We start from the raw sequence: 7,886 nt of genomic DNA on the forward strand, positions 1-7,886 counted from the left end.
AATAGATAGTCTAGATGGAAGCTCATAACGGTAAATGTATTAGTAGGTACATTTTACACCATAAACTCAGGAGAGCCAATCATACAAACATGGGTAGTCAAAAATGAACCAACCACGCCGCCAAGCCTATCTCACCCTGATTGAATCTCTCCTCACCTGTCCCAGCGAAGAACGAACCGCCATCCTGCAAGCCAATCTAGAATTATTAGACGATGATTTTGCCCAATATTTGCGAGAGTGGGCAACTGAAACCCTGCCCAACTTGGATGCAGATATAGCAGAAATTCGTGCCAAGATTTTATACAATTTAGATATAAAATTTTCCAGTCTTCAGCAAGGCAGTCGCAGCAGCAACATAGAGATTGCGATTGCTTGTCTGGATATAGGATTAACTATTTTTACCCGCGAAGCTTACTCAGAAGATTGGGCAAGGTTTCAAAATAGTCTAGGTATAGCTTACTGGTCCAGAATCAAGGGAGACAGGGGAGAGAATATAGAAAGGGCGATATTATTTTTTGAAGCAGCTTTACAAGTTTACACCCGCGCAGCTTTTCCCCAAGATTGGGCAATGACTCAAAATAATTTGGCAAATGCTTACAGTTACAGAATCAAGGGAGACAGGGGAGAGAATATAGAAAAGGCGATCGCATTTTTTGAAGCAGCTTTACAAGTTTACACCCGCCCAGCTTTTCCCCAAGATTGGGCAACGATTCAAAATAATTTGGCAAATGCTTACAGCCAGAAAATCAAGGGAGACAGGGGTGATAATATAGAAAGGGCGCTCGCATTTTATGAAGCTGCTTTACAAGTTCACACCCGCCCAGCTTTTCCCCAAGATTGGGCAGACACTCAAAATAATTTGGCAATTGCTTACTATTCCAGAATCAAGGGAGACAGGGGAGAGAATATAGAAAGGGCGATCGCATTTTATGAAGCTGCTTTACAAGTTCGCACCCGCCCAGCTTTTCCCCAAGATTGGGCAGACACTCAAAATAATTTGGCAATTGCTTACAGTTACAGAATCAAGGGAGACAGGGGAGAGAATATAGAAAAGGCGATCGCATTTTATGAAGCTGCTTTACAAGTTCGCACCCGCCCAGCTTTTCCCCAAAATTGGGCAATGACTCAAAATAATTTGGCAAATGCTTACAGTTACAGAATCAAGGGAGACAGGGGAGAGAATATAGAAAAGGCGATCGCACTTTATGAAGCAGCTTTACAAGTTCGCACCCGCGATGCTTTTCCCCAAGATTGGGCGATAACTCAAAATAATTTGGCAAATGCTTACAGTGACCGAATCAAAGGAGAACGGGGTGAGAATATCGAAAACGCGATCGCACTTTATGAAGCAGCTTTAGAAGTTTGCACTCCCACCGCTTTGCCAATTTACTGTCTGCAAACAGGCAGAAATCTAGGCAATTTAGGATTTGCAGAAAGTTTGTGGGAAACAGCCATCTTCGGCTACGAAAAAGCCATCGAAGCAGTCGAACAAAGCCGCGAGTGGATAACCTCCGACAACCGCAAACGAGAAATCATCGAAGAAAATCTCAACGTCTACGAAAAAATGATGCAATCCTGCATCAATCACCAACAATATGACAAAGCCCTGCAAACAATCGAACGCAGCAAATCCCGCTACCTAGTCGAACTCTTCACCAACAGCGAAATCTACCCCAAAACAGCCACCGAAACCGAGAAACAGCAACTCCAAAACCTGCGCCGCCAAATCGCCGCCTCCCAACAACTCCTAGAAACAGAAACCCCATCTCCCCCTCTTTCTCCCCCCCTTACCAAGGGGGGGCCGGGGGGGGTTCCCGAATACTCTCCCTCACAACCCACAACCCAAACCCGCAGCCTCAGCCCCGAATATTTCCAACAACAAAAAGCCAAATTAGAAACAACATCACAGCAACTAACACAACTGCTAGAACAGATAAAACAGCGAGAACCAGAATTCACCCTAACTCAAAAAGTCGAACCCATCGATATCACCAAATTCCAACAAACCTTAGACACCGAAACAGCAATCATAGAATGGTACATCGGCAATAACTCCAACTCCGACGATCGCTGGGGCGGATCGGCCTTTATCATCACCCGCGACAGCATAAAACCAGTCACATATACCACAACCGAAATAGCCGAATTAGAAACCTGGAAAAACAACTATCTCGACGAATACCGCAACCAAAAGACCAACAGAACCTGGCAAAAAACCCTATCCCAAAAACTCGAAACACTCTCAGAAATCCTGCGACTAAACGAGATAATCGCCGACATCCCCCCCAACTGCAAACAACTAATCCTAGTACCCCACCGCTACCTGCACTTATTCCCCCTCCACGCCCTACCATTCACCTCAGAAACCCGATTTAAACAAAAAACCAACTTTCGCGGATACCTCCTCGACGGCTTCCCCGCCGGCGTGAAATACAGCCCCAGCTTGCAACTGCTGGAACTCGTAAAAAACCGAGTCACAACCAGGAAATCCACCCTCTCAAATCAGCAACAACTATTTGCGCTGCAGAATCCCACCGAAGATTTATTCAATGCGGATATGGAAGTACAAACCATCAAAACCCGATTCAATCCCCATCAAGTTTTACTCCGAAAACAAGCCACAAAAACCGCCCTCAACGAAAACCGAGAAAACCTTTCAAACACCCGCTACCTGCACTTTTCCTGTCACGGCGTATTCAACTTTGACTATCCGCTGCTGTCATCCCTAGTCTTAGCCGATTCCCTGGAACCGCAAACCTCACCCCCGCCCCCAGAGTCAAATCAGCCCGATGAAAAACAGCGCTATGTCACCCTACGCAGCGGCAGAAAAGCCATCCCAGAAAAATGCCTCACCCTGCGAGAAATCTTTGCCGAATTGCAGTTACCGCAGTGCAGTCTCGTCACACTTTCCGCCTGCGAAACCGGGTTAACCGACTCAACCGCAATGACGGATGAATACATTGGTTTACCCAGCGGCTTCTTGTATGCGGGTAGCATGAATGTTGTCAGCAGTCTGTGGGCTGTCGATGATTTTGCCACCGCAATTTTGATGATTAAATTTTATCAGGAATTGCCGGATGCAGATTCAGTAGCCCTCGCTTTGAATGCGGCGCAAAACTGGATGCGCGGGGTGAGCATGGAGGATTGTCGAGTTTGGGTAGGATTGTTAAATTTAGATGAAAAATCCAGACAAAGCGTAGAATTATGGTTAGCGTCTTCGAGTCATCAACAGCCGTTCCGCGATCCGAAATATTGGGCGGCATTCTGTGCTACAGGATATTAAGTTAGGCGTGCCATCAAGATTTTGTTGGGGCGGGTTTTACAAACAATATATAACGATTACCAACAATCTAGATAAACCCGCCCCCGCCCGACCAATAACCCACATCAACCTGAAATTTGCATCAAATGTTAAAATGTAGATGATGATTTTTCGTTGGGTGGGGGCGGGTTTGAGAGATTGTCGATTTCAGGCAATTATGGTTGGTGAAACCCACCCCTACGAATTTATATTTTTAAATCACGGGAGTAATTACAATGGAACCTGACAAAATTATCAATGCTTTTCTCCAATGGCTGCACGAAAAGCCGAGTATTTTCCTGCCGACAGCATGGCAAGATTTACCCGAATTAAAAACAGAAATGGGAGAATTAGCAGACGATCCATTGTTTCCTATTGCTATGGCTATCAGCAAGTGGTGTTATCATCATAATTTGGGAGAAGAATTAAAAAAGGCTGCCGCCAAAAACAAAAAAGAAATCGAGGACGCGGGCGAACCCACCCCAAATACAATTGACCCACTAACTAACATCACCCAAACTCTGCGTCAAAGCATTGAAGATAGCTACAAAAAACTTCAAAAAGAACTAGATGCAGAGAATCAATCAAATACAGACAATGACTGAAAACAGTAAAATCTATGCCCCCAACGTCTATTTGTTTGCCTTTCACCTCTGCCAACCCCTAGAATCAGAGTCAAATTCCCCTGTGGAATTCGCCCGTTTGTGGCAGAAGTGCGATGAGATTTTGCAAACTAAATTAGCAGTCGGTACGGCATTCAACGGCAGCTACTTGTCCAAAAAAGACGAACCTGCCGGATGGCGAGTTAACCTTATTAATAAAGAGAAAGAAGTTGTTGGCAACCGGAATTCTCTCCCCTTTGCTAAGAATATTTCCCACGAAAACCAGCAAATTAATCTCAAAGGTTTCGCCCAACCGCTGCGAATTGATGACAGCTACGCTTTGGGTTTACAAATTCGCGTTCCCGAAAAACTTAACGGCAATAAAACATCGGCTGTCGATGTTAGCATCTTCAAGGAATTTAATCCCGATAACTGCTTGCTGCCGGATTTCGTGCAAAGCTATTTCGGGCAAACTCTGCTGCTTACAGCTTGGCTGAGTGTCGAACAAAATCAAGCGGCGCGGGCAGATTCGCAGTTTCTCCAAGCTTTAGGCAAACAGTGTCTGGAAAAGTTGATTTCTGGTCAAAATCTGCCGAGTTTTTACCGTCAAGGCGAATTGTTCGGTAGCCCGATTTTAGAATACGGCAATCCGAGTCGGCAAGATAACGACTGCCACGTTATCGTCTGGTTTTTCAACAGTTCTGCAACTGATGAAATCTGGGATCAGACGCGGTACAGCGATTTTATGGATTTGTTTTTGTACCGAAATAAGATTCTTCGCGCTTATCACGACAGCCGCAAACTTTACCTGGTGACTCGCGAGGAATACAAACAAATTGAACTCGATATTGACAATACTTTTAAGTATTTGCAGCGAGATAAAGCTCAGCAGAAGCAATTGAAAGGTGCGGGTTTAAAGGAGGAAGAATTAAAATATCTGGAAACTCAGATGATTGAGATGCCGCCTCGGGCTGTGAAGTATGCCCGAATGCTGATTGATTTGGAGTTTCGCCAAAATACGATCGCCATTAACGCCCAAAATTACCAGGATACATTAAATAAAATAAGTCTTGACATCAAAGCAGCTAAAAAGTACAATGATAGTGATGCCGATTTAAGTTTCCTCGCAGCATTCAGTAAAGAAACTTGCCCGCAGTTTCAAAGGCAGATTCAAGCAGATTTAGGCTATTTCAAACACGGTTCGGGCTTGCTAGACCAAGCAACCGAGGCAATTAGAGCTATTGTGGCGATCGAAGAAGCTTATCGGAATGCCAAACTAGAGGTAACGATTCAAGCTGTCGGCTTGGGTTTGGGAGTAGCCGGCGTAGTGGCTGGCAGTTCTCCTTATTTAATTAAACAAGACCCGCCTAATCAAATAGTTGCTTTGCCTTTGCCTTTCCTGAAGGTGGGAATTAATTCTTTTGCCTTCGTATTGTTGATTAGTATCGGTGCGGGGTTTGGGGTTTCGCTTTTGGTTATGTGGAGTGGCAAGTTCAAGAATCTACTAGGTAAGTTCAAGAATCTACTAACTAGAACTAAACAGTTGCCGCCGCAATAATCCCGGTTCCGGGCGGGCAAATCGCCCGCCCCAGAAAAAGATTGAGCTTAATATTGAGGTACAGACGGGTCTACTTCTTCACTCCAAGCAGTAATCCCGCCCTTAACATTAATCCCCTCAATTCCAGCTTCCTTCAAAATCCCCAAAGCCTTCGCAGAACGTCCGCCCATTTTGCAGTGTGCAATCAAGCGGTGCCCGTTCAACAATTCCTTGACCTTAGCGACACCTGCGCCGTGTTCGATATCCGGCAAAGGAACCAAAACTGACCCAGGAATTTGACAAATTTGATACTCATTGGGATTGCGAACATCCAACAATACAAAATCCTCCGCACCGCTGTCGATTAACTCCTTAAGTTCTTTGACAGTCATCTCAGGAATTTGCGGTTGCTCTGCTGGTACTTTACTAAAGCCGCAGAATTCTTCGTAATCGATTAACTTTTCAATTACCGGGCGCACTGGATTCGGGCGCAATTTCAATTGCCGGAACGTCATATCTAAGGCATTGTAAAGCAACAATCTGCCGCTCAAAGTAGTGCCTTGACCCAAGATAATCTTGATAGCTTCCGTTGCTTGAATGCAGCCAATTACTCCCGGCAAAACGCCTAAAACGCCGCCTTCTGCACAAGAAGGAACCATCCCAGGAGGCGGGGGTTCCGGGTACAAATCGCGGTAATTCGGGCCGCCTTCGTAGTTGAAAACTGTTGCTTGTCCTTCAAATCGGAAGATAGAACCGTAGACGTTGGGCTTGTTTAAAAGCACGCAAACGTCGTTCATCAAATAGCGAGTCGGGAAGTTGTCCGTGCCGTCGATAATGATATCGTAAGGAGTGGCAATGTCGATCGCATTTTCCGAACTAACGCGAGTCTCGTACAAATCAACTTGACAAAAAGGATTAATTTCTAAAATCCGATTTTTACCCGACTCAATCTTCGGTTTCCCAACCCAAGAAGTGCCGTGAATTATTTGCCGCTGCAAGTTGGAATGGTCTACAACATCAAAGTCTACAATCCCAATGCGGCCAACACCGGCGGCTGCTAAATACAGCAGCAGCGGCGAACCGAGACCTCCCGTACCGATGCAGAGCACGCTGGCCGCTTTGAGACGCTTCTGCCCGTCTAATCCAACTTCTGGCAGGATCAGGTGGCGAGAGTAGCGTTCGTATTCTTGTTTGTTGAGCTGGATCTCGTCCAGATTAGGATTTAGCATGATATTGTGTGTAGCGCAGATTTTGAATTATATCCTATCTGAATCTTTCGCATTTTTACGTGTTTGTTATTTTTACTAATTATTTCTTAATCTCAGTCGGTTCCTGTGCGAGAATTTCCTCTGCTTGAAAGTTCCCCTCTCCGTCAAGACTCCAACTGCGGAGGTCTTCCGAACGGCCTTGTCGGACGGACACAATAATGTAAGAGTATTCGGCCCAGGCCAATGTCCGATCGCACTCTGAGGGCACTGCGGGACAATCCGTGTGAGAATGATATATACCGATAATATCCAGACTGCGATCGCGCCCGTGTTTCATCGCCCGCAACATATCTTCGGGCCTAATAGCATATCTGCGTCTTTCTGTCAATCCTTTTTGTTCAGGCCAATTCTCCTCAGCTTCCGCACTCCAAGCATTGTCAGTCGGCCAAACTTCTACCAAAGTTTTAACATCGCCAGTAACTCGACCGAGCAACAAACCGCAGCATTCTTCAGGATAAGCGCTTTCGGCGTGGGTACGCATGGATAAAATGTGAGAGTCGGAAAGTGCGATAGATTGCATAGGATTTGATTGTGGATTTTATTGTTAGGACTAAGGCCAACTGTCACAAATAGGGGTTAAATTTTAGGTATGTAGTTGCGCTTTAGCGCTCTTAGCCAAGGAAAGAGCGCTAAAGCGCAACTACATACCTTTGTTAAATGTGAGAGTCGGAAAGTGCGATCGGCTGCATAGGATTTTATTGTAGTTTTTTTTGTAAAGTGCGATTCCCTGCGGGATAGCTACGCTTCACGGGCTTTTTTTTAATTGTGGAACAGGCATCTTGCCTGTTCAATACTGGCTTTTCGGGAGATGTCTATTGATTTGACATTCCTGTAGCTGTTTGCAAAACAGTTCTATAAGCAATAACAGCTTCAGTTTGGTTAACATATCCTACATATTGACTCAATACAGAAAAGTCTAACTCCGGTAAAAATTCACTGCTGGAAATTAACTCATAACCAGACTCCCGCAAGCGGTAAAGAGAAAATTGATCTTTAGCCCAAAACCAGACTTCCGGAACCTGCAAACCGCGATACACATCCAGTTTGTCAATACCGCCGCTAGTTAGAGCAATTTCTATCACAATATCCGGGACTTCTGCACAGGGTAAGAGCATCTTAATTAAGCTTGACACAAAGGTTCAGAAGAACCTAACATATGATCGGCGAAACAAGAACTC

6 protein-coding genes are annotated in these 7,886 nt (G+C 45.2%); 3 read left to right on the plus strand and 3 right to left on the minus strand.

What is annotated here, in order from left to right:
• Positions 1-103 precede the first annotated feature (103 nt).
• The 3 genes from QUB06_RS33250 (at position 104) to QUB06_RS33260 (ending at position 5,461) form a co-directional block, all read left to right on the plus strand.
• Positions 104-3,283, plus strand: coding sequence for a CHAT domain-containing tetratricopeptide repeat protein (locus tag QUB06_RS33250; RefSeq protein ID WP_333438947.1), 3,180 nt, complete (start codon positions 104-106; stop codon positions 3,281-3,283).
• A 254-nt stretch (positions 3,284-3,537) separates the two neighbouring features.
• Positions 3,538-3,906 (plus strand): hypothetical protein, encoded by a 369-nt coding sequence (locus QUB06_RS33255; protein WP_333438949.1) that lies wholly within the window; start codon positions 3,538-3,540, stop codon positions 3,904-3,906.
• The gene (locus tag QUB06_RS33260) at positions 3,899-5,461 is read left to right on the plus strand and encodes a hypothetical protein (RefSeq protein WP_333438951.1); all 1,563 of its coding nucleotides are present in this window, start codon (positions 3,899-3,901) and stop codon (positions 5,459-5,461) included. The genes QUB06_RS33255 and QUB06_RS33260 overlap by 8 nt, the downstream gene beginning before the upstream one ends.
• Before the next feature lie 47 nt (positions 5,462-5,508).
• Here the strand turns inward: QUB06_RS33260 and moeB are convergent, their stop codons facing one another.
• The 3 genes from moeB to QUB06_RS33275 form a co-directional block, all read right to left on the minus strand.
• Entirely contained in the window at positions 5,509-6,669 is a 1,161-nt protein-coding gene (moeB, locus tag QUB06_RS33265) for a molybdopterin-synthase adenylyltransferase MoeB (protein ID WP_333438953.1), read from the minus strand.
• Between the two features lie 79 nt (positions 6,670-6,748).
• Positions 6,749-7,228: a M67 family metallopeptidase gene (locus QUB06_RS33270; protein WP_333438954.1), complete on the minus strand. Its 480-nt coding sequence runs from the start codon at positions 7,226-7,228 to the stop codon at positions 6,749-6,751.
• Positions 7,229-7,520: 292 nt separating this feature from the next.
• Positions 7,521-7,823: a Uma2 family endonuclease gene (locus QUB06_RS33275; RefSeq protein ID WP_333438956.1), complete on the minus strand. Its 303-nt coding sequence runs from the start codon at positions 7,821-7,823 to the stop codon at positions 7,521-7,523.
• Positions 7,824-7,886: the final 63 nt, after the last annotated feature.

This window comes from Microcoleus sp. D2_18a_D3 (assembly GCF_036702455.1).
In the GTDB taxonomy this organism is placed as follows: domain Bacteria; phylum Cyanobacteriota; class Cyanobacteriia; order Cyanobacteriales; family Microcoleaceae; genus Microcoleus.

Coding starts and splice junctions, on each gene's coding strand:
- QUB06_RS33250 (WP_333438947.1), top strand. CDS start 104: ATGAACCAACCACGCCGCCAAGCCTATCTCACCCTGATTGAATCTCTC.
- QUB06_RS33255 (WP_333438949.1), top strand. CDS start 3,538: ATGGAACCTGACAAAATTATCAATGCTTTTCTCCAATGGCTGCACGAA.
- QUB06_RS33260 (WP_333438951.1), top strand. CDS start 3,899: ATGACTGAAAACAGTAAAATCTATGCCCCCAACGTCTATTTGTTTGCC.
- moeB (WP_333438953.1), bottom strand. CDS start 6,669: ATGCTAAATCCTAATCTGGACGAGATCCAGCTCAACAAACAAGAATAC.
- QUB06_RS33270 (WP_333438954.1), bottom strand. CDS start 7,228: ATGCAATCTATCGCACTTTCCGACTCTCACATTTTATCCATGCGTACC.
- QUB06_RS33275 (WP_333438956.1), bottom strand. CDS start 7,823: ATGCTCTTACCCTGTGCAGAAGTCCCGGATATTGTGATAGAAATTGCT.